The following is a 21,720-nucleotide window of genomic DNA, read 5'->3' on the forward strand; positions in this document are numbered from 1 at the left end:
TAAAATGCCAAATCCTAAACGCAGACATTCTCAGCAAAGATCAGCAAAGAGAAGAACGCATTATAAGGCGGTAGCGGATACATTAAGCACAGATAGCGCAACTGGTGAAGTGCATCTGAGACACCGTGCTCATTGGGTAGAAAACAAACTGTACTACAGAGGAAAAGTAGTGTTGGAAAAACAGAGTGCTGCTAAATAATAAATTTTACTAATTTTACCCCGGCTAACAAGAACAAACTTGAGTTACATGAGAATCGGGCTTGATATGATGGGTGGCGATTTCGCACCCGCAGAAGCAGTAAAAGGAGTAAAATTATTTTTAGACACTGTTGCATCTAATGTGCATCTGGTATTAATTGGAGATGAAGAACAATTAGCTCCGTTATTATCAGCTGCACAGGTGGACCAATCAAGATATTCAGTTGTTCATTCATCTCAGGTTATTGGGATGAATGAACACCCTACCAAGGCACTGAAAGAAAAGCCACAATCTTCTATTGCAATAGGCTTCTATCTTTTAAAGAATGAAAAAATTGATTCCTTCATCAGTGCAGGTAATACCGGAGCAATGATGGTGGGAACTTTTTATTCTATTAAGGCAATAGAAGGAGTGCAACGTCCTACAATCTCTACTCTGGTACCCCGTGAAAACGGTACGTACGGTCTTTTACTCGATGTAGGTATCAACGCCGACTGCAAACCTGAAAACCTGTCACAATTTGCCATTTTAGGCTCTCTTTACTCCAAGCATATTTTGAATATCCCTAACCCTAAAGTTGGTTTATTGAATATCGGGGAAGAAGAAGGAAAAGGCAATTTACTGGCAATGGCCACCTACCCTCTGCTTAAAGAAAACAAACAAATCAATTTTGTTGGTAATATCGAAGGAAGAGATGTTTTCTCCGAAAAAGCCGACGTTATTGTTTGTGAAGGTTTTACCGGCAACGTAGTTCTAAAAATGGCCGAATCATTCCATGAATTAGCAGTAAAACGCAATATTCATGATGAGTATATCGACAAATTTAACTTTGAAGCATATGGCGGTACCCCAGTTCTGGGTGTCTCTAAACCAGTGATCATCGGTCACGGTATTTCAAAGGGGCTCGCATTTAAGAATATGATACAGCTGGCTCAGCAGATCAACGAAAGCAAACTGCTGGAAAAAATTAAAGAAAGCTTTGACGCTAAACCTACAGAATAGGTACTGTCACGACGAACTTAAAGTATTGAACGCTTCGGGAAACCGGAGCGTTTTTTTGTTGGGGTAATACAAATTTGTCATTAATATCCTAAGTGCTTGTTTCACTAATAAAATACCAGGGGTGTTTTCTCTATAATTGCTTCCATTTTACAATAGTTATTTGTTTTCTTAATAAATCACAATGGCTCACCTCTATTTTCCAGAATTCCCAAATCACTTTTTGAACAGAATGAATTGACATTTAGATGGTCATTAACAAAGAATAATCAATTGGGGCGAGCTTATATCTTAATAGATCATTCACAATTTCATAAAAATCATCAACCTCGATTTTAAACTCTTCCCGGCTTTGCTTTATACCTTCATACAACTCATCTGATAGGATAGAATTTAGCTTTTGTGTAATAATAAAAATTGGAGAAATCTGAATAATAATTGTACCTGCAATATCCTTATCAATATGATTGAAATTATTATAAATTGATTCAACTAGTTGCTTTATCCTGGCAGTAACATCACCTAACCTTTCCTTCATCAAGAGTAATCTCACCAAATGTTTATCTGAATCCATTTTAAAATACCCTGGATCAGGATTATTCATATAAAATGTTCTCTCCGTTTCTCTTAAGGAATCAACAACAATTTTAATTTCATCAATTACAGTCATAGATTAAATCATTGAGAGGAATTTATTCGGGGAATTTTTGTAAAATAAAAATACTGTAAAAGTCCGAACAATACATTTTACAACACCAAATATTTATAATTAAATACTTCATAAGTATTTAATTATAAATATATTATCAAACTAAAATTAGTAATTCACATTTAATAATATAAATTATAATTTGATTGACAGAGGATCAAGAAAATGCATTTTGAGGTTTGTAAAATTCGATTTAGTAATAATGGTAAAAATACAAGGACACAGACATTAGTAAGATTTTTTTCAATTCAATGAATGTCCGATTAAACTTTTTCTATCGTTGTTTTCTGGTCGTTTTTAGCTTTATTTCAATTCAGCAATTGTACGATTACAACTTACGTAATTAGAGTATGGCGAGGAACAAGAAAACAATTTCCATTCAACTATTGTACGATTACAACTAAAAACTTATTGCAATTGCCACCAACTGTTGTTCCAATTTCCATTCAACATTGTACGATTACAACTGAAGGTCCGGGAGTTGAACCCGCCCGCCGAATATATTTCCATTCAACATTGTACGATTACAACGTGTTGCGCATTATTCAAAAGACCTTTCAACTCGTAATTTCCATTCAACATTGTACGATTACAACTTTAAGCGGTGAAAATGCAAATAAGGTCATCGCTAAATTTCCATTCAACATTGTACGATTACAACCATTACTGACCGTCGTCCGTTTGTTCCGCGCTTGCCTATTTCCATTCAACATTGTACGATTACAACTTTTGTTTGTCAGAAAAGAAATAGCACCACCGGCAGATTTCCATTCAACATTGTACGATTACAACTATTATCACGCAGGAGAAAGTACACTTCAAAAATCAATTTCCATTCAACATTGTACGATTACAACCCTCCTCCTCTCCCGCCAAAACCCTTGCCCCTCCTGCCCTCTTACCTCAAAAACATAGGCAAAAAGTCGTCGATGTCTAATAACCGGTTTTATGCCGGGGATCGACGACCAATAAGAATCAATAAGTTAAGCAAAAAATAGCTAAAATCACCTGCAAGGACAAACGAAAATTTCAACGGTCGACGACTTATTCTGCCAAAGGAAGTTTCACATAAAACGTTGTGCCTTCATTCAGCTTGGTTTCGAACCATATTTCACCTCTTGCCTGTTCCGCAATGTTCTTACACATCGCCAAACCAAGACCAGTACCAGATGATTTAGTAGTGAAGTTAGGTACAAAGATGCGTGATTGAATTTCAGTTGAAATACCTTCTCCATTATCCGAAACACTTACCAATACATGATTATCGGCTGTTTGCTGAAGCCTTACAACTATGTGGCCATGCTTATTCTCAGGAATAGCCTGGCTTGCATTCTGCAAAAGATTAGTAAACAAACGATTCATCTGAGTTTTATCTGCATATACGTAGAAATCGTGATGTGGCTGAATATATTCAATCTCACAGTTTTCCTGCCCCTGGTACAACGATGTTAATGAATGAATTACTTCGTTTAGAAGTACCCTTTCATTATTCGCTTCTCCAATCCGGGCAAAAGTAGAGAAGTCGGAAGCAATATTAGATAAGTGATCTATCTGCTCAACCAGCGTATTAGCTACATTGCGCGAAAGCTCTTTTACATTCGGAGAATCATTTGCTATTGCACGTTGAAGATACTGGATACTCAGCTTCATCGGAGTAAGCGGATTCTTGATCTCATGAGCTACCTGCCGCGCCATCTCTCTCCACGCCCCTTCCCTTTCACTCTTCGCTAACCGCACCGCACTGACTTCCAGCTTCCGCACCATCTTATTATACTCTTTTACCAAAGCACCAATTTCGTCGTCTTTATCCCACTCAATTTCATCGTTACGCTGCCCAAGGTTCACATGCCGCAGCTTCTCAGCTACCAGCGAGAATGAACGGGTGATAGAATTCGTGATCAACAAAGCAAGCATACCCGCAATTAAAAAGATAAATGCATTGAAATTGATCAGGGCAACCAGGAAGTTCGAAATCTGCTGATTCAACTCTGTTTGCGTAGCGAAATAAGGTACATTCAAATATGCTACTACCTCATGGGTATCATGATTACGAATCGGCGTATAACCCGATAAATAAGGCATTTCACCAATATACTCCGTATGGATGTATTGTACCTGGTCTAAACGTGACAGGTGATAATACGCACGAGGGTCCATTTTCGTTGAGATCAGACCTTTGCCTGTCATCATAGGTTGGGTGGTAAGTTGAAGATTCCCATCTCTATCATAAACATTTATATCCAAAGCTCTTTCATCAGCAATATCAGCTAAAGAAGTATTCAGCTTTTTCATAAGCTCCGAATCGTAAATATCTCCAACCTGATCGAGGTCGCGCTGCGTCTCGAACACCTTCTCAATATCTACTCCTACTTCACGCATTGTTTTGCTAAGTCGCTCCCTGTTCTGAGTTTGAGAACGATAGGTGAAGAATTTAACAGTAGTAATACCTAATATTACAAATGAGAAAACTACTACAAAAATGATTGTTCCGTGCACCTTCCTCCGGATGCTAACATCAATGAGAGAACGAAGATTGCTCAGGCGCATACGAGCTTTGATCAACAAATCAAATACCTTATATACTGCAACAATCAACAAAAATAAACAGAACATGTAGGCAAACAGCGTAATAAACTCAACAAACATCCTGTTCTCCTTCACCACTATTACTACCTTATCCGGACTTGCCTTATAAATCATTTCCGAATATCCATTTACCGATCTTACAGACAGATCAGAAACCGGCAAATCATGGGCATATAAACGAATAGGAAATGGATATCCACTATTATTACTTACTAATATATTCTTATCGTAAACTGCATAGGCATAATTTCCGGCATTATCTCTACCCGGATCAGTAAGATCACCTTCTACCAGCAGCTCAGGATAAAGCCTTCCATTATTAACAACCTTAGGAGTAAGTGTATAAACCAACCATCCACTTACTTCATTATTTGTATTATGGAATTCTTTCTTCACTATATAGCTGTAGTCATTAAAGCTGCGCTCATAGTAATAGAGATCATTACCAGCACCCGATGCAGGAGTAGCCTGAGACTCAAAAAACATCAGGCGGTTAAAAGTCATCAGACTTACAGTATCGGAGTTCGGGAACAGGGAACTACCGTTTTCGTCATACACGTAAATATTGACCTTAAACCTGCTCAGGTATCCCTGGAAATATTTTTGTAAAAGTTGATTATCAAATACCGATTTTCTTCTTTCCCTACGCTGACTGTCCTGAAAGAAATACTGGATTGCTTCATCCTGCTCAATCTTCTTTCCTACATCATTCAATAACATTTCCAGATAAGGATCTTTCTTGCGGGAAAGATCTTCAGCCAGCTTTTGACGTACCGATAATTCCTTATGGTTGTTGTAGTGTACAAGAACTGCAGAAGTGGTAATCGTTAACAGAAACAGCCAGAATAAAAATGGAATGGTTGCCGTACTGCTTTCAAATCTATCTGCCAGAAAATCCAGCAAAACGATATACAACAACAACCAAATCACCATCGAAATAAAAAAGTAAAGCTCCGGATGATGGATTCTGAATAACAGCCAGATTAATCCAACAGCTCCCAACCAGATGTATTTAGTTTTATACTGGAAGTTTGTCAGTTCATTTAGCAGATAGTTGATGATCTGGGAGAAAAACAAAAAGCTAAATGAGATAAAACCTAAAACTACAAACCCTACAATACTGTATTCTGTTAAACTAAACGGATTAGTTACATCAAACGAGATTTTAGAATCGATCACCAAACTTTGGATCAGTTCTGCCAGGAATTGTTCTACTATGTAAAGTATGAGACTGGCTATAATAATCACCAGGCTTTGAATCCAGCGGTTACGGATTACGGGAGGGTTAATAGTTTTAACATGCTCTCTGAAAAATAAAATCATCCAGAAAGTAAGTAATACGTTCACCAACAGATCTCCCAATGAATAGAAAATTTCATCCTTCGCGTAGATCCTGGGATCAAAAATATTTAAAGCACGGAGATTAAAAGGGAATGGATAATAATAACTGGTAACCCTTAATGTAAGTACAATGGTAAACAAAAACAGGAATCCATATAACGGATTGGTTGTTTTTGCAAGAAGGGTTGCAAATAAGTTGATAAAGATCAACACACAAATACATCCCAATACCATCAGCAATACACTAAGGGAATTGGGAGACCTGATTTTCATATTGCTGTTATAATCGAGATAGAATAATGTTTCTCCATCACTATTATTTACAGGCAATATAATATGCTCCGGAAGCCGCAGGGAAGGCATATCTCTCAATATGCTATATTCTTCTCCTAATTCTTCCTTATCATAAAAATGACTAACGAGATAATTATTTTTGATAGAATACTCAAGTCTGACAGGGATTACACCCACCAGATACTGATGATGCCGGGCCGGGGCTTTTAGTCTTTTTGTAATGACTTCATAATAGCCATTATTCAGTTTCATGAAGCGGGAACTATCTGAAAAGGTAGCTTCCAGTTCTTCGGGCTGAACCTGATTAGTACTCCAGAAGGTAAGCCAGATACCGGCATTACTGGAATCGTAGGCAAAAAGGGAGTATTCGAGATCGGTTAACTTATCGAGGGTTGTCTGATCATAGTTTCGATTGAGTAGTTCGGAGGTGAGAGTAGTATCATTGGCAAGTTTATAAAAACTTCTTTCTCTTTGATGAATACTTTTCTCCATACTCCTTTTAACTCCCTGAGGAGAAGAGTAATAAGACCAATAATTGCTAAACAGAAAAGCGAATGTAAACAGCCAGGCGGCAATGATTAAGAGATAACCATGTCGCAATAAGAACAACCTTATTTCCTTAGTATCAATCAATTTACCTAATCTTTATTTTTCAGCAGCTTTAATCTGGTTCCAGAGCGCATCCATTTCGGATAAGGACATATCATTTAATGTTTGTCCGTTCTCCAATGCTAATTTTTCCATGGCCTGAAAGCGGCGTTGGAATTTCTTATTAGTTCTTTCCAGGGCGTTTTCAGCGTCAATTTCCAGGAATCGTGAATAATTAACGAGCGAGAAAAGAACATCACCGAATTCGTCTTCAATCGCGTCTTTATCATTAGTAGCCACTACCTCATGAAGTTCACCTACTTCTTCCTTTACTTTATCCCATACCTGAGAGGCATTATCCCATTCGAAGCCAGTTTGCTTTGCTTTTTCCTGTAATCTCATGGCTTTAACGAGAGCGGGCAGGGATTGTGGTACTCCGCTTAATACAGATTTCTTTCCTTCCTTTAGCTTTAATTTTTCCCAGTTTTGCTTAACCTGTTCTTCAGTTTCAGCTTTTACGTCACCATAGATATGCGGATGGCGGCGTATTAATTTCTCACAAACTCCATTTATTACATCATTAATATCAAAATGCTGCTTTTCTGAGGCAATTTTTGAATAAAAGACCATGTGCAGAAGAATATCTCCTAATTCTTCTTTTATTGACATCCAATCTTCCTCCGTAATGGCATCGGCCAGTTCGTAGGTTTCCTCAATAGTAAGCTGACGAAGTGTTTGAATAGTTTGTTTTCTATCCCAGGGGCACTTTTCTCTCAGGTCGTCCATTATTTTGAGAAGGCGGTCAAATGTAGCAGTCTTTTCCATATCTTGTAAAAATAGGGATGATTTTCCGAATTTCGACTGGACTCAGCAGATATCGTGCCATAGCGGCTTTTAGAGATTATTAAATATTTGTTGTTTTTGTTGGTTAACAGCCCATTTTAATTACATTTGCCAGCTATTAAATTTGTAGCGATTTTGAGATTGGAAGACATAGAATTTGTTAAAATTCAGAATCCGAAAATCCTGGAATCCCAAAATAATTGAATTATGAATCCGAAACACATTGCACTTATTTCATCGGAGTTAAGTATTTCCGGTAAACAGGCAGAAAATACCATGAACCTCTTATCGGAAGGTTCTACTGTACCATTTATTAGCCGTTACCGTAAAGAAGTAACGGGAAGCCTGGATGAAGTACAAATAGGTCGTATCGAAGATCTGCAAAAACGTTACAAGGAGGTAGATGAGCGTCGCGAGTTTATTATCAAAACGATAACTGAACAAGAAAAAATGACCCCGGAACTGCTTTCAAAACTGGAAGATACCTGGGTGTTGGCAGAGCTGGAAGATATATATCTACCGTATAAACCTAAACGTAAAACACGTGCAACCATTGCAATAGAAAAAGGCCTGGAACCACTTGCACATTCATTATTCGACCAACAGGACAGCGATACCAACGCCGCTGCAGAATTTATCAATGAACAGGTAGCCACTTCAGAGGAAGCATTAAAAGGAGCCAGAGATATTATTGCAGAATGGATCAACGAAAATGCAGAAGGCCGTGATAAACTACGTAAATTATTTACCAATACAGCTAAACTGACTTCCAGAGTTGTGGAAGGTAAAGAAGCAGAAGGTGATAAATATAAAGACTACTTTGAGTTTTCAGAAGATCTTCGGGAGATGCCTTCACACCGTGTTTTAGCGATCTTACGCGCTGAACATGAAGGAATTCTCTTTAGCTCCATTGCTCCTGAAGAAGAAGATGCAATGACCATCCTCAACAAACAATTTGTTACAGGAAAAGGTGCAGCTGCCGAACAAGTGGGCAAAGCCGCTACCGATGCCTATAAAAGGTTATTACGCCCTTCTCTCGAAAACGAATTCAGAGCTGTGGCTAAGGATAAAGCAGATGCTGAAGCAATTGAAGTATTCGCTGAAAACCTACGCCAGCTTTTATTGGCAGCACCATTAGGGCCTAAAGCCGTAATAGCTATTGACCCGGGCTATAGAACAGGTTGTAAAATTGTTGCACTGGATAACCAGGGTAATATGCTTGCCAATGATGTTATTTACCCGCTGGAAAAAAATTATAAGCGTGATGATGCAGAAGCTCTTCTGAAGAAATGGGCTGATAAATATGAAGCAGAAGCTGTTGCCGTTGGTAATGGTACGGCAGGTAGAGAAACAGAGGAGTTTGTGAAAAAGATTGATTTCGGAAGAAAGATCAACGTTTTCATGGTAAATGAAAGTGGTGCATCTGTATATTCAGCATCAGAAGTAGCCCGTGAAGAATTCCCTGATTTCGATGTAACAGTACGTGGAGCCGTATCTATAGGCCGCCGACTGATAGACCCGCTGGCAGAACTGGTGAAAATTGATCCTAAATCCATTGGTGTGGGTCAATACCAGCACGATGTTAGCCAGTCGTCATTGAAGCAAAGCCTCGACAGAGTTGTTGTTAGTTGTGTAAACAATGTGGGTGTGAACCTGAATACAGCTTCCAAACATTTACTGGCTTACGTTTCAGGTCTTGGTCCTTCTTTGGCAGATAATATTGTTAAGTATCGTAAAGAAAACGGAGCATTTAAGGATCGTATGCAACTGAAAAAAGTGCATAGATTAGGAGATAAAGCATTCGAACAATGTGCCGGGTTCTTAAGAATAGAAAATGGTGATAACCCGCTGGATAATTCGGCTGTTCACCCAGAGCGTTATGAGGTGGTAGAAGCAATGGCAGAGAAACAGCATTGTAGTGTGCCGGATCTTATGAGTAAGGAAGATTTGCGCAAAAAGATCAATCCAAAGGAATATGTGAGTGAAGAAGTTGGTTTACTGACCCTGGAAGACATTCTGAAGGAATTGGCTAAACCAAGTCGTGACCCTCGTGACGAAATTTCTATCTTCGAATATGCAGAAGGTATTCATGCTATTGAAGATCTGAAACCAGGAATGGTATTGCCAGGTGTAGTAACGAATATCACTGCATTTGGTGCATTTGTGGATGTGGGAGTAAAACAGGATGGACTGGTACACATATCCCATCTTTCCAATAAATTCATCAGCAACCCTAATGAAGCGGTGAAGCTCAATCAGAAAGTTCAGGTAACTGTACTGGAAGTAGATGTTCCTCGCAAGCGTATTTCCTTGTCGATGAAAACGAATGAGCAACCGGCAGCAAAGGGAGCAAACTCTAACCAGGGAGGTGGCCGCAAAGAGCCAAGGAAAGATAAGGCGCCTGCAAATGAAGCGCCACTGAATGATTTCCAGGCGAAATTAGCAGCATTGAAGAATAAATTCAACTAACTTAGTTAGCAGCTATATGATGAAAAGGCATCTCAATTTCTGAGATGCTTTTTCTTTTTATTGAAATTGCTGCATCCATTGAAGGAACTGTTCCGGATAATCTGTATCCCCTTTTTCGCTGAAGACGATAAGATTTTTGTTGATGGTAAACCCAATATAAATGACGTCTTTATCAAAATCCACGGCGATAGCTGCTTCATCATACCTCGATTTGCCCGGCATGTAGCCCTGGTCGAACAGCACATGGTTTTGAATTTCAATCGGAGGAGTAACTTTTAAGCGTTCCAGGAATGTTTTCCTGGCCTTTCCTACCAGTGCATTAAAACGGGCTTTAAGCGGCGGAGTATCCAGTAATTTGCTTTCAGAAGGGTATTGACCTTCAAAGACCTGGAAACTGCTCCAGGAGGTAATTGAATCGGTTTGAATAGCTTCTTCGGAGGCTATCATTGTATCTGTTGGTACCACCCTTTTTTCAGCCACAACATTTTTTACAGGGGGCGAAGGGTTATTACAGGCAGTAATGCATACGGTAACAGAGAACAAGGAGGCAACAGGAAACCTTATGGCACTCATGGTTAAATTTTTTGATCGACATACGACTGGTAATATCGAAAGTCCGATTTTCGTTAGTGGAAGGTTAACACCTTAAATGATAAAAATGTTTAATTTTTAAATTATTTTCCTTTGAATACAGGTTTTCTTTTTTCCGTAAATGCCTTCATACCTTCTTGTTGGTCCTGAGAGGCAAAGAGAAGATAGAAATTTTTCCGTTCAAAGTGTAATCCCTCTTCTAACGATGAATCAAATGCTTTCAGTACGGCTTCTTTAGCCAGTTTTACGGCCACAGGGCTCATATCGGCTACTTCGCTGGCTAACTTGATGGCTTCCTGCAAATATAGTTCAACGGGTACTATTTTGTTTATTAGTCCGGCGTGGAGGGCTTCCGTGGCAGTGATCATTCTGCCGGTGAGCACCATTTCCATTGCGAGGGCTTTACCTACGGCGCGGGTAAGGCGTTGGGTACCGCCGGCACCAGGCATGATGCCTAACTTAATTTCGGGTTGCCCGAAGCGGGTTGTTTCGCTTGCAACGATCATATCGCAAAGCATAGCCAATTCGCATCCGCCACCCAGGACGAAGCCACTGGTTGCGGCGATTATTGGTTTTTTAGTCTTTTTGATGGTATCCCAGGTACTGAATTGGTCGATATTCAGCATATCTATAGCCGACTTTTCAGCCATTTGCTTAATATCTGCACCTGCTGCAAAGGCTTTGTCATTTCCGCTGATTACAATGGCTCTAACCTGGTCATCGCTGTCCAGCAATTTCAGGGCATCTCTTAATTCCCCCATTAATTGAAGGTTAAGCGCATTCAGTTCAGAAGGGCGATTTAGCTGGATATGTGCCACATATGGGGCTACCTGTTGGTGTACGATGATGTATTGAGGCTGCATGCCTAAAGTTACAGAAATAACGCAAATATCAGCATCAGGTAAATAGTGAAAACAAATCCAATAGTAAATGAATAGATGAAGAATAAAGCAGTGGCTTTAAAAAAAGATTTAATCAGTGATTGTCTAAAGTTATTATAAAGCGCCAATACGAAATAGGAAAATGCAATAAAATATCCTATTTCGAGAATAATTTTCTTTTGAAAAAGAGCATCCAGGGAGTAGAATATTAATCCTACAATAAAGAGAAAGGAATGCAAATGCATAGCAAAAATAGCATGATCGGCATACAACCATTTCTTTCTATCATAGAACCATCTCATGAATAGGGCGAATAAAGGTAGCAGTACAAACATCAACTTTGGAACGTTATGCTGGAACATTTCTACTATTGCTTCTTTCAGATTGTCTTTAGTATATCTGCTCTTTAAATCGAGGGAGCGGTGTTGGAGCCAGGCTTCAGCGCCTTGCATACGAAGAGAATCTGGCAGAATCTTTTGGAGAGAATCGAAGCGTGCCAGGGTTATATTGTCATTCTCCAGTTCAGCTGCCAGTTTATGCAATGAGTCGGCTGGTTGTTTTGAGCTATCAGTAATTAGGGCAGTTGAGCTACCTTCTCCGCTTGCAGAAGTTACCGAATGTTCCGATGCTTTTGCTTTTTTGTGATGTCCTGGCTCATACTTAGGATACAAGAAAGAGATACCAAAGAAGAAAACAAATGATACAAAAACGTAAAGTTTGATAGGATTCACATATCTTACTCTCCTACCTGCGAGGTATTCTCTGGTAAGGAAGCCAGGCTTAAAGAGCAGTGACTTAAGTGTAGTAAGAAATTGTGAGTCGTAATGAAATATATCGGCAGTGAAATGTTTGACCAGGTGGCCAAAGGTTTCATGTTGTACAGTATTCTCCTGACCACAAACCGTACAATAGCGCTGAGGTACATCGGCTCCGCAGTTTAGACAGTTTTTATCCTGGCGTATAGGTTGTGTTTTCAATTACTATCAGAATTTTGGTTGAAATTGCTGCAAGATATGAAAGAGGGTGACACAAACATAGTACGGTAAAAAATTTTAATGTAAAAATTGCGTTTTACATTTGTCGACTCAACTTATCAACGACTCTAATATTCATGAAGAAAGGATTTCTATTGGTCATTAGCGCTCTAACCTTTACAGCAAAGGGTTATAGCCAGTACTTTTTCCAGGACATTTATAATACGCAGCAGACAATGGCAACCATGGCGCTGCTGAAAGAGAATAAGATAAAGACGCAGCAGGTGCAAACCTTAGATGCCAATATGGAAATTGATAAGGATTTTCGATGTGAACGTAGTGTGAATCCGACTTACCGTCAGATGAAGTCACAGACTCAGTCCAGTGCTACTGGGTATTCGGCCCTGATTTCCAGTTTTTCTCCGAAGGGGGAGCTGTCTAAAACGGTGGATAGTTCGGGAGCGAGTATTACCACTACACAATACAGGTATGACAATAGTGGCCGGCTGCTGACAGTAAGCAGTACATCGATTGCCCGTAGCAATAAGATGAGGTTTGATGAGAGCAGGAACTATATATATGATACCAGTGGAAGATTACAGCAGATGGTGCAGCGGAAGAGTGGTACAGGAGATTCTCTTGTTGTAGTTTTTAAGACGGATAGTGTGGGTCATGTTATCGAAGAGATGGAGTTGAAAGGGGGAATTGGCAAGCGGGTTTTCTATAATTATGATAAGGAAGGGCGATTAACGGATGTTTACCGGTACCAGGCAGCCAAGAAAAAAATGCTGCCGGATTACATTTTTGAGTACAATTCTCAGGGTAAACTAACGAAAATGACTACCGTTAACGCACAAACGTCGACCTACACTATTTGGGAGTATGAGTACCAGCCGGACGGATTACCATCTAAGGAAATCTGCTATGGTAAAGGGAAAGAGCTGTTAGGTTTGGTGAAATATGGCTATGAAAAGCAGTCGGAAAAGCAGTAGAAAAAAAGTGAATGGATAAAATATTTTAAATCAATGCAAAAAAAATTTTGTGAGTTAAAAAAGATTCCTATCTTTGCAATCCCAACGAAAAACGACGGGGTCAGTTCTTAAGAAAAGCGGAAGTAGCTCATTTGGTAGAGCACGACCTTGCCAAGGTCGGGGTGGCCGGTTCGAGCCCGGTCTTCCGCTCGAAATTTCTCACAAACCCTGGTGGTGGAATTGGTAGACACGCGGGACTTAAAATCCCGTTCGCAGTAATGCGAGTGTGGGTTCAACTCCCATCTGGGGTACAAAGGAGAGTAGCGCTGGCGCGCACTCTCCTTTTTTTTTGAATACAACTGAAAATATTTCTGCAGATATTTCTGCGAGTAATACTGTCCACATAAGTGAACTAACTACTTTATCTTACTTGCGATACTGGTTAACCCTTTCTTCACCCATCCCTTCTTCAAGGCATTCTTATCCACCATCACCACCTTCTTATTCTCTAGCTTCACTAATAAAGTCGGCTTTGCCATCCCATCATACAAACAAACCACATTAAAAGTCTCCCAGTAATCGTTTATAAACTTCAGATTTTGTTCATAAACACCTTTAATAGTTCTCGCATCCACCGCATGACCACCTTCTTTAACCCGCTGTTCACAATCCAGGATACTATCAAGGCATAGATAGTTCAACAGAATCTGATATCGGGCATTTTCGAAACGATCTATATATCTCCAATAATCAGGGTGTGATAATGGAGTTTCTAACACAAAGTGTTGCTTACTGGCGATTGCTTCATTAATCTTTGCAGAAAGATAATTTTCCATCATTAATGATGACTGGCTACTGATTTCTTCCGGAGTAAGTTCTTTTCCCTGGAGTTCTTTCTCAAACATGGTACGGGTCAAATCTCTGTCAAAAGGGGGAACACCATCGAACAATTCGGGGAGCATGGATTCTATGTGGGTAGATTTTCCTGCTCCATTGGGGCCGGAGATAACAAGCAATGTTGGCTTATTGTAATCCATTTTTTAGTTTAAAATCATTGCGAACTGAGATTGCTTCTATTTCCGAAAGGGTGCGAATAAATCTTGTTTCAATATCAGCTCCTATAGTATATACTTCCTGGATCTCTATATGTCCATCAGCATATTCATAGTAGCCTTGGCCTTCAGGTAACTTATTAGATAAGATAAGGAAAGGCAGGTTTCTGGAGAAATTACGATTCCTGAGCCGCTCAATTGTAGCGGCAAATTTCTTATCCTGAATAGCTAATTCTTTTTCTAATGCAGTCATTTTTAGTCCTTAAAAATCCTAATAAAATAGCAAAAAATAGGCAACTGACCAAACCCAAATTTCCACATTTAATTATCGATAAAATATTAAAAAAACATTATTTAATAAGATTTCAAATATTTATAACTGAATGAATTTCATTTATAAAATGAAAATAAGTGTTTGGCTGTACTCCCGTTTGTGGTACACAATCGGATTCAAGTTAGAATCCACAAAAAGGTCGCTTAACAAAGCGGCCTTTTTGTTAGTGTGTAGGAAAAAAGATTATTCATATCTTTTCTCAAAACCCCTGACATCATGTATACTCAACTACTTCAAATAGTCCATCATAACTTATTGGAAAAATTTAGGGATCATAGTGATGTTGAAACTCTCTCAACCGCATTTTCTAAACTGGAGGATGCAGAAATTTCTACAGCTGATTTTAGTTTTTATACTTCTGTTGCCTCTGTTTATTCCAGTAAAATTGAAGGTGAACCAATTGAATTAGATTCTTATATCAAACATAAAAGATTTGGTATTGAATTCCTCCCAGATTACACCAGGAAAATTGACGATCTATATCTTGCCTATCAATTCGCAAAAGACCATACCCCCTCTAAAGAAAACATCACTAAAGTAAATGGCATTTTAGCAAAACATATAGTTTCTAAAAGCTGGAAAGGCAAAATCAGAAATCAAAATATGTATGTCACAACTGAAGATGGTAGAATCGAATATATAGCAGCTTCTCCATTTATTGTAGGTACAGAAATGGAAAAGCTATACCATGATATTGACTTGCTCCTACAACAAAAACTTGATATCCAATCTGCATTTTATTTTGCCAGCATGATTCATCTTGTATTTGTAAAAATACATCCATGGAATGATGGAAACGGAAGAAGTGGACGATTACTCGAAAAATGGTTCCTCGCACAACATTTGGGCCCTAAAGCCTGGTTTGTACAATCTGAAAAGTATTATTATCTGAATCACAAGGAATATTATAACAATATCAGGATCCTTGGATTAGAATATGAAGAATTGGATTATAATGCGGCATTACCATTTGTGGGGATGTTGAATAATGCAGTAATGAATAATGATTAATAAATGTGAGGTATATAATCCTTTAAGTCACTAACCAGCTTTTACGTTTCTAATTCTGAATAGCTAATTATTTCTGTATGGTTCAAAACCATACAAAAATAAACACTGCATAAATGATTCAGTTACCCTATTTATATTTACCTATTATAAAAATTACAACATTAATTTGTTTATCAAGCACTAAGATTAACCTATACTCATTGTACTTATTATCCTAATTCTATCATTTCTAAACCCAAATCTCATGATTAAAACAAAACATGCCTTAGTTGTTTTTGGATTAACCACTGTATTGTTAGCAAGTAATTGTAGCAAAAATGAAGTTTCTTCTGTACCCGAGCACAATAAAACTATTCTTCAAACAAAACAACCTATTGTGAGCAACAATAGACTTCTCTTTAACTCTCAGGAAAATTTAATCGCGTACCTCAAAGAAAACATGAGAAAAAAAATTATTGACCAGGATGGATTTACATCGCTTTCTACAGCCTTAAAAAATTTACCTGATAAAACTCCTGTTTCCGATGAGCTTAGAGATCTTCTCTCATTTGGCTTCCCGCAAGAACTACTTTCGGTATTAAATTCTAAAGGCGAGGTAAGGATAGGAGACGAAATTGTGTGGTATCATTCCGGAAAGAAGTATTACATTCCTGTAGCAGATGAAAGTAAAATAGATCAAATCAAACAGAAACCTGAATCTATCGACAAGTTCTTTGATGCTAAGCAAATTAAGCTCCAATCCATTAATCCTAATGCAAAAACTGACATTGGTCTAACAGCTACAGACTCTCGCTATATAAAAGAGTTCTATCTTTGGGGAACTACACATACCAGATTTGTACATGAAGCTTCTGCCTTCATTGAAGGAACAAATGTAGGCACATGGATTGCTTACTCAGTTATAAGATTGAAGCTCGAATGGAAAGATTGCTGCAAATGGAACCCGGCAACAACAATAAGAGATGTTTCAGTGAATTTAACAGGCAGCGCTAACCTCTACAACGGAACAGGCACACTTCCTACAAATGGTAATTATATTATGGGGCCAAGTGTTTCAATTAATGTAACAGATGTAGTTAACAGTGATTATGTAGTTACTTTAGCAGCAGTAGAAGGTTATGGTTCGCTACTAAGTGGCTCACATTGGACTTTGAGGCTAGATGGTTCAATCTATCAATACGCACAAGGAGATTACCTTACAAATGCGTGGACAAATACCGCCACGCCAATGTGGTAAAATATTCAAAATAATAATTGCTCTCATAAGTACAATGTTTTTAAAAATCTGGCTGCCAATCAGCCAGATTTTTATATTTTTCATCCCATGAAACATCCTTTTCAGTGCATCGACTGGAGCACTATATCTCCCACTACCCATCCCGGCATTACTGGTACCGCCTTATGGCAAACCCTTCAACTGCCAGGTTTACGCATTCGAACTGTCACTTACTCGCCGGGCTATCTTGCAGATCATTGGTGTAAGAAAGGGCATATAGTTCATTGCCTGGAAGGAAGCTTTATCAGTGAACTGGATAATGGAGAACAGTTTGTATTGAACCAGGGCATGACCTATGTTGTTTCTGATGACCTTAGTAATCACCGTTCCAGTACAGAATCAGGAGTAAAGCTATTGATTATTGATGGCGACTTTCTGAAGTAAGTAATATGATTTCCTATACATTCTAATTGCAATAGAGCTTCGCCATAACTATCATATGGATTGATAAAGATAATCATAGACCAAGGTAGTTCATTTGTCCGCGAATATGCGAGGGCCTTGGAGACTTATTCTCCTAAACCCCAAAAGGATAAGTTTCCGGCATTTGCCTTCCATCCGGTTTGATATGTAATGGATGTAATGCTGTTACCTGATCCAGGTAAATGAAGGCATCATACCGCAAAGGAAGTATACTAGGCACATAATTACCATACTGCTCATACTCGGGATTGTAAACTACTCCAATGGCGCGATGTCCAACCGGTACTTCTAGAAATTGAGTGTTGCGAAGATCATCCATCCATAACCATTTATTACCACTCCCTTCAATCTTTAACAACTGTTCCCAACTCCCGGATTGGGCTGGAGGAACAGCTACACTTCTCATTGGTGCTCCCCATCTGCTTCCTGCCATTACCTGCCCCTGATAAGCACCAAATCCCAACAGTGCAACCTGGTGTTCTCCAAATTTCATTCTTGCCAATTCACCAATATTTACCATGCCTTCGCTTGTCATGTCGGTAGCCCTCGCATCACCAATATGTGTATTATGCGCCCAAATAATAGCTTTCGATTGCTCACCATGAAATTGTAATAACCGCTCCAGGGTTTCCTCCATATGCAGGTCACGAATATTCCATGAATGAGGTCCGCCTTTTATCATAGCATTATAGTAATTCTCGGCATGTACTGTTATCAGTGCATTCTGTTCTGTGCTAAAAGCACTTTCGTGATCTGTATCATAATTGGGGAAATGAAGTCGGATTCCCTGAAGCAGGTTAACAACTTCAGTTCTGCATAACTCCGGTACCAGGGAAGTGGCTCTTGCATAACCATGTCCTTCTTCTGTACGATAAGGTTCAAAACACTGATATGCTTCTTCAGCCATGGCAACCATTGCAGGATCTTTCTCTTTCAGGTAGGTTATGATTGCTTCCATACTTTCCCAAAGGCTATATACATCCAGGCCATAGAAACCAATTTGGTTTTCAGAAGATACTGATCCATTGTAATCATACAGCCATTCACCTAAAGCAGTGATTTCCCAGTTTGCCCACATCCAGGTGGGCCAACGATTGAAGGAATGTAATACATCGAAGGCACTGTTCCCGGATTCTTCGTAATGTTTTATATACCTGTTAAACCGGTAGCAATCGGGCCAGTCTCCTTCTACTGCAATAAAATTGAAGCCTTTCTCCAGAATAAGCCTTTGTGTGATATAATTACGCCATTTGTAATATTCATGATTACCATGTGAAGCCTCTCCCAACATTACCACACGAGCACTTCCTATCCTTTCAATTAAAGCATCAAGCTCTTCTCCTTTGCCTAAAGGATGTGATACATAATGAAGATTAGCGACAGAATCTGCAATATCTAAAGTCTGTTTGAAATAATGATTCATGATAAAAAATCCTTGTTAAGATAAAATCCCAGCAATTTTCGGGCAACGATAATAGACTGTATTAGTTCTGGCATTCATTTTTCTGAATCTCAGGTATGAAACAGAATTTTCATGAGATCGTGAATATACCAACCGGACAAGTGTTCCTGGAAGGAGAACTGACAATACCTGCAGAAGCCAGGTCAATAGTTATTTTTTGTCATGGTAGCGGTAGCAGTAGATTTAGTACACGTAATAAGGCAGTTGCATTAAACTTACAACAACATCAGTTTGGTACGCTATTATTCGATCTGCTGACACAGGAAGAGGATGAGGCTTCTTATGCCATGCGTTTCGATATAGATTTGTTAGCGAGCAGACTTGTTGGTGTAACAGAATGGTTATCCACCTCCCAACAATTCGATTCTTATGCACTGGGATATTTTGGAGCCAGTACAGGTGCTGCTGCCGCGTTGAAAGCTGCGAGTCAGTTACCCTATGTACAAGCTGTGGTTAGCCGGGGAGGCCGACCCGATCTTGCAGGTGAATCATTAGTTCACGTATCTACTCCTACCTTACTAATAGTAGGGAGTCTGGACCTTGAAGTATTAGCGCTGAATCGGGATGCCTTAAATCTGCTGAACGGCCCCAAAAAACTCCTGGTAATAACTGGTGCAGGGCATCTCTTCGAAGAAGGAGATACACTTTCTCAGGTTAGTAAAGCTGCGCTGGAGTGGTTTAAACAATATCTCATCAATTAAAAACTCCCCGTATGTTTAGAAACAGAATAGAAGCAGGTCATCAACTTGTACCATTGTTGGAAAAGTACAAACACCAGAATGGAATAGTGCTGGCCGTACCGCGTGGAGGTGTGCCAATTGCGTATATTGTTGCCAGTGAATTGCAGTTGCCATTAAGTCTTACTCTTACCAAGAAAATTGGTCATCCCGACAATGAGGAATATGCTATTGGGGCCGTTAGCCTTACCGCCAGCTATATTGTTCCGCATCCAGATGTTTCTGAAGACTATATTCAAAAAACCATAAAAAAAGTACGCAGCAGGTTAGCTGAGATGCAAAGGTTATATCTTGGAGATCGCGCCCTCCAACCTGTTACGGGGAAAATAGTAATAATAATAGATGACGGTGTTGCTACCGGGAGTACTTTACTGGCTACCATTAAAATGTTGCGTAAGGAGAAGCCAGAAAAAATTGTTGTGGCAGTTCCTGTAGCTTCTGAATCGGCCTACCAGTTACTACAGCTGGCAGCAGATGAAGTCATTGTATTACAAATACCAGAGTATTTCTTTGGTGTTGGTGCTTTTTATAATGATTTTAGTGAAGTGAGTGATGAGGAAGTGATAAAATATATGCACAAATCTGAAAAGTAATACGTGCTTACCCCATACTTTGAAATAACTCCTCTGCATCTTTCAAATGACAAAGCGCTGTACCCGAATTCATTGTTGCCGCCGTTCCACTGGCTACCCCAAATTTTACAGCAGTATATATATCTGCACCCCGTGCTAGTTGCAATACCATCCCTGCCACCATACTATCTCCGGCTCCTACTGTGCTTAGGGCCTTTACCACCGGCGCCTGATAATGCTTAACTTCCTCTTCAGTAACCAAAATTGCCCCTCCTGCACCTAATGAAACAACAACATACCTGCAATCTCCAGCCTGGATAATAGACCTGGCAGCAACGACGGTTTCTTCACCGGTAAGCTCCTCCTTGCCTGCAAGTGTAGCAAGTTCAGCAAGGTTTGGCTTTAATAAATAAACCCCGCTATTGGCAGCTAATTGCAGGGCCTTACCAGAAGTATCCACAATAAAAGGAATTCCTTTTCTTTTAGCCAATAACCCAATATGCTGAAAGGCATTTTCAGCAAGTCCGGGTGTCAGGCCTCCACTGGCAACTACAAACGATACATCATTCATGGCATTATCTAATATTTCCAAACCCTGAAGCCATTCTTTTTCCGAAATGTAAGGTCCGGGCATATTAAAGCGGAATTGCTGTTGGGTTGCCTCATCAGTTACGATGAGGTTCTCTCTGGTATGTTGGGCTATGGGTATCATAATAGCTGTAACCTGTTCGGCAGCAAGCAATTCATTGAAAAAATGACCAGTATAGCCTCCTCCAAAAAATGCAGCTGTTGCTTGTCCTCCGAGCTTAACAATTGCTCTTGCCACATTCACACCTCCCCCACCCGGCTCAAACACAGGTGGAGAACATCTAAGTTTTCTATCAGGTACTAAAGTAGTAACGCTTGTACTTTTATCGATTGCCGGATTAAAAGTTATAGTTATGACTGGTTTCATAACATAGTTTTATTCTTTTAACATCCTGGCTGCTCTGCAGGTTCTACAGATTAACAATTTTTACTATTCAAACTACTGCTCCTTCGGCTCATTAAACTCCAGCTTATTATAAAACGGATCACTAACCGTTACCGTTAATGCATTCCAAAAAGCATGTTCCAAACCCGGTTTGTTATACTTATAGTTCTTTGCTATAAGCTCCTGGTGATAGGCTTCCAAACCATCGTATTGAATTAGTACCTTGGCACCCGGACTACTATCGCCATGATGTTCCGACAGATGCAAAAGAATATCTCCCAGGGAAATTTGCATATAAATTGGTGAATTATCATCGAAGCGATGTTCCCAATCGATTTTAAATCCTAACCAGTCACAATAGAATTCTTTTGCTTTGTTGTAGTCGAAAATTCGAAGAACGGGGATTACTTTATTTGTCATACTTAGAATTGTGAC

Annotated in this window: 20 protein-coding genes, 2 tRNA genes and 1 CRISPR repeat array; of the genes, 11 read left to right on the forward strand and 11 right to left on the reverse strand. The window is 39.3% G+C overall.

The features are described from left to right. The first annotated feature begins 4 nt into the window (after window positions 1-4). Window positions 5-199 (forward strand): 50S ribosomal protein L32, encoded by a 195-nt coding sequence (gene rpmF / locus DVR12_RS18910; RefSeq protein WP_079473289.1) that lies wholly within the window; start codon window positions 5-7, stop codon window positions 197-199. Window positions 200-247: 48 nt separating this feature from the next. Then, window positions 248-1,201, forward strand: a complete 954-nt coding sequence (gene plsX / locus DVR12_RS18915) for a phosphate acyltransferase PlsX (protein ID WP_116977354.1) — start codon at window positions 248-250, stop codon at window positions 1,199-1,201. Between the two features lie 241 nt (window positions 1,202-1,442). Here the strand turns inward: plsX and DVR12_RS18920 are convergent, their stop codons facing one another. From DVR12_RS18920 to mazG, 3 genes are all read right to left on the reverse strand, one after another. Further along, window positions 1,443-1,868 carry a hypothetical protein gene (locus DVR12_RS18920; protein ID WP_116977355.1) on the reverse strand — a complete coding sequence of 142 codons (426 nt, stop codon included), beginning with the start codon at window positions 1,866-1,868 and terminating at the stop codon, window positions 1,443-1,445. 477 nt (window positions 1,869-2,345) lie between these two features. Next, window positions 2,346-2,764: a CRISPR direct-repeat array (repeat unit 29 nt; unit sequence ATTTCCATTCAACATTGTACGATTACAAC). A gap of 187 nt (window positions 2,765-2,951) precedes the next feature. Beyond that, on the reverse strand, window positions 2,952-6,761 hold the full coding sequence (locus tag DVR12_RS18925; protein ID WP_147323490.1) for a sensor histidine kinase: 3,810 nt from the start codon (window positions 6,759-6,761) through the stop codon (window positions 2,952-2,954). Window positions 6,762-6,773: 12 nt separating this feature from the next. After that, window positions 6,774-7,541: a nucleoside triphosphate pyrophosphohydrolase gene (gene mazG, locus DVR12_RS18930; protein ID WP_116977357.1), complete on the reverse strand. Its 768-nt coding sequence runs from the start codon at window positions 7,539-7,541 to the stop codon at window positions 6,774-6,776. 225 nt (window positions 7,542-7,766) lie between these two features. Here mazG and DVR12_RS18935 point away from each other — a divergent pair, with 225 nt between their 5' ends. After that, window positions 7,767-10,028, forward strand: coding sequence for a Tex family protein (locus DVR12_RS18935; protein ID WP_116977358.1), 2,262 nt, complete (start codon window positions 7,767-7,769; stop codon window positions 10,026-10,028). 57 nt (window positions 10,029-10,085) lie between these two features. Here the strand turns inward: DVR12_RS18935 and DVR12_RS18940 are convergent, their stop codons facing one another. The 3 genes from DVR12_RS18940 to DVR12_RS18950 all read right to left on the reverse strand — a co-directional run bounded on the left by DVR12_RS18940 (window position 10,086) and on the right by DVR12_RS18950 (window position 12,477). Continuing rightward, complete coding sequence (locus DVR12_RS18940; RefSeq protein ID WP_116977359.1) at window positions 10,086-10,601, reverse strand: hypothetical protein; 516 nt, start codon at window positions 10,599-10,601, stop codon at window positions 10,086-10,088. A 101-nt stretch (window positions 10,602-10,702) separates the two neighbouring features. Continuing rightward, entirely contained in the window at window positions 10,703-11,482 is a 780-nt protein-coding gene (locus DVR12_RS18945) for an enoyl-CoA hydratase-related protein (RefSeq protein WP_116977360.1), read from the reverse strand. A gap of 8 nt (window positions 11,483-11,490) precedes the next feature. Then, window positions 11,491-12,477: a DUF3667 domain-containing protein gene (locus tag DVR12_RS18950; protein ID WP_116977361.1), complete on the reverse strand. Its 987-nt coding sequence runs from the start codon at window positions 12,475-12,477 to the stop codon at window positions 11,491-11,493. A 134-nt stretch (window positions 12,478-12,611) separates the two neighbouring features. Between DVR12_RS18950 and DVR12_RS18955 the strand changes: the two genes are divergently transcribed. From DVR12_RS18955 to DVR12_RS18965, 3 genes are all read left to right on the forward strand, one after another. Then, window positions 12,612-13,466: an RHS repeat domain-containing protein gene (locus DVR12_RS18955; protein WP_116977362.1), complete on the forward strand. Its 855-nt coding sequence runs from the start codon at window positions 12,612-12,614 to the stop codon at window positions 13,464-13,466. Window positions 13,467-13,582: 116 nt separating this feature from the next. Further along, window positions 13,583-13,655: transfer RNA gene (locus DVR12_RS18960), tRNA-Gly, on the forward strand. A 15-nt stretch (window positions 13,656-13,670) separates the two neighbouring features. After that, window positions 13,671-13,756: transfer RNA gene (locus tag DVR12_RS18965), tRNA-Leu, on the forward strand. A gap of 105 nt (window positions 13,757-13,861) precedes the next feature. Here the strand turns inward: DVR12_RS18965 and DVR12_RS18970 are convergent. Beyond that, a complete protein-coding gene (locus DVR12_RS18970; RefSeq protein ID WP_116977363.1) occupies window positions 13,862-14,482 on the reverse strand; it encodes a zeta toxin family protein in 621 nt (206 codons plus the stop codon). Continuing rightward, window positions 14,469-14,750 (reverse strand): hypothetical protein, encoded by a 282-nt coding sequence (locus DVR12_RS18975; RefSeq protein ID WP_116977364.1) that lies wholly within the window; start codon window positions 14,748-14,750, stop codon window positions 14,469-14,471. The genes DVR12_RS18970 and DVR12_RS18975 overlap by 14 nt, the downstream gene beginning before the upstream one ends. 297 nt (window positions 14,751-15,047) lie before the next feature. Here DVR12_RS18975 and DVR12_RS18980 point away from each other — a divergent pair, with 297 nt between their 5' ends. The 3 genes from DVR12_RS18980 (at window position 15,048) to DVR12_RS18990 (ending at window position 17,502) form a co-directional block, all read left to right on the forward strand. Next, window positions 15,048-15,842, forward strand: a complete 795-nt coding sequence (locus DVR12_RS18980; RefSeq protein ID WP_116977365.1) for a Fic family protein — start codon at window positions 15,048-15,050, stop codon at window positions 15,840-15,842. 244 nt (window positions 15,843-16,086) lie between these two features. Beyond that, window positions 16,087-17,079, forward strand: coding sequence for a hypothetical protein (locus DVR12_RS18985; RefSeq protein ID WP_116977366.1), 993 nt, complete (start codon window positions 16,087-16,089; stop codon window positions 17,077-17,079). An 87-nt stretch (window positions 17,080-17,166) separates the two neighbouring features. After that, entirely contained in the window at window positions 17,167-17,502 is a 336-nt protein-coding gene (locus DVR12_RS18990) for a DHCW motif cupin fold protein (RefSeq protein ID WP_116977367.1), read from the forward strand. Between the two features lie 133 nt (window positions 17,503-17,635). Here DVR12_RS18990 and DVR12_RS18995 read toward each other — a convergent pair whose 3' ends face one another. Beyond that, window positions 17,636-18,964, reverse strand: a complete 1,329-nt coding sequence (locus tag DVR12_RS18995; protein WP_116977368.1) for an erythromycin esterase family protein — start codon at window positions 18,962-18,964, stop codon at window positions 17,636-17,638. Window positions 18,965-19,059: 95 nt separating this feature from the next. Here DVR12_RS18995 and DVR12_RS19000 point away from each other — a divergent pair, with 95 nt between their 5' ends. Continuing rightward, window positions 19,060-19,704 (forward strand): dienelactone hydrolase family protein, encoded by a 645-nt coding sequence (locus DVR12_RS19000; RefSeq protein ID WP_116977369.1) that lies wholly within the window; start codon window positions 19,060-19,062, stop codon window positions 19,702-19,704. 11 nt (window positions 19,705-19,715) lie between these two features. After that, the gene (locus DVR12_RS19005; RefSeq protein WP_116977370.1) at window positions 19,716-20,333 is read left to right on the forward strand and encodes a phosphoribosyltransferase; all 618 of its coding nucleotides are present in this window, start codon (window positions 19,716-19,718) and stop codon (window positions 20,331-20,333) included. Between the two features lie 7 nt (window positions 20,334-20,340). Here the strand turns inward: DVR12_RS19005 and DVR12_RS19010 are convergent, their stop codons facing one another. Next, window positions 20,341-21,267 (reverse strand): 1-phosphofructokinase family hexose kinase, encoded by a 927-nt coding sequence (locus tag DVR12_RS19010; protein WP_116977371.1) that lies wholly within the window; start codon window positions 21,265-21,267, stop codon window positions 20,341-20,343. Between the two features lie 72 nt (window positions 21,268-21,339). Further along, on the reverse strand, window positions 21,340-21,705 hold the full coding sequence (locus DVR12_RS19015) for a glyoxalase superfamily protein (protein ID WP_116977372.1): 366 nt from the start codon (window positions 21,703-21,705) through the stop codon (window positions 21,340-21,342). Between the last annotated feature and the right edge of the window lie 15 nt (window positions 21,706-21,720).

It is taken from the genome of Chitinophaga silvatica, assembly GCF_003419895.1.
Classification (GTDB): Bacteria; Bacteroidota; Bacteroidia; order Chitinophagales; family Chitinophagaceae; genus Chitinophaga; species Chitinophaga silvatica.